Genomic DNA, 434 nt, shown 5'->3' on the forward strand with positions numbered 1-434 from the left:
AGGCAAAACCGCGCGCCAACAGAACCCGCATTCAAAGGGATCGCTCGCCTTCGCCGCATGGGTCATCGCTCGTCTTGGCGGCTGGACCGGTTACTATGACAAACCCGGCCCAAAAACCATGCGCCGGGGCCTCGACGACTTCCAGCGCATCAAATACGGCTCGACCCTGAGACTCCAAAATGTGTGAATCGGAGAGCCTTGCAAAGGGGAGGTCGCTTTGCTCTCGAGAGCAAAGCGGGTGGGGATCTGCTCTCTTCGCAGGCAGCGTTCCTGCGGCTGACCCCCATCCCGACCTTCCCCCTTTCAGGCAGGGCTGTCCGGGGAATGATTCACTATGTCGCGGTGCATGCTCGGCAAGACCGAGGCAAATCGGCCTTTTCTGGTTGTCGAGACACAGAAGGCCGAGCATGCGATACCGCGATAGCATTTTTGGA

1 pseudogene is annotated in these 434 nt (G+C 59.2%); it reads left to right on the forward strand.

The features are described 5' to 3' along the window. A pseudogene (locus I6F38_RS43445) lies at window positions 1-187 on the forward strand (transposase); the annotation flags it as partial. Between the last annotated feature and the right edge of the window lie 247 nt (window positions 188-434).

The sequence above is a fragment of the Bradyrhizobium sp. BRP56 genome, assembly GCF_020194035.1.
GTDB classification, from domain to species: Bacteria; Pseudomonadota; Alphaproteobacteria; order Rhizobiales; family Xanthobacteraceae; genus Bradyrhizobium; species Bradyrhizobium australafricanum.